Genomic DNA, 217 nt, shown 5'->3' on the forward strand with positions numbered 1-217 from the left:
TTCTTGTAGGTGATCGCTTGTTCGCCCTTGACCTGGGAAGTCACCTCGCCCTCGAGAACATACGCCATCGCCGTGCCGTCGTGTTTGTGGGCGATGGAGGACTGGCCGGGTTTGTAGTCGACTTCGATCATCATGGCTTTTTTGCCGGGGACGTTTTTCAGCATCTGGTCCTGCAGGACCGAGACCTTCTCGGAGGCATCGTGGGCCAGGACTGGAA

Annotated in this window: 1 protein-coding gene; it reads right to left on the reverse strand. The window is 57.6% G+C overall.

Annotation, left to right across the window (positions count from 1 at the left end):
- The coding region (locus tag ACW9IB_RS29595; protein ID WP_457416883.1) for a cupin domain-containing protein at positions 1-209 on the reverse strand (209 nt) is incomplete at its 3' end.
- Positions 210-217 lie beyond the last annotated feature (8 nt).

The sequence above is a fragment of the Pseudomonas sp. SDO524_S393 genome, assembly GCF_054071875.1.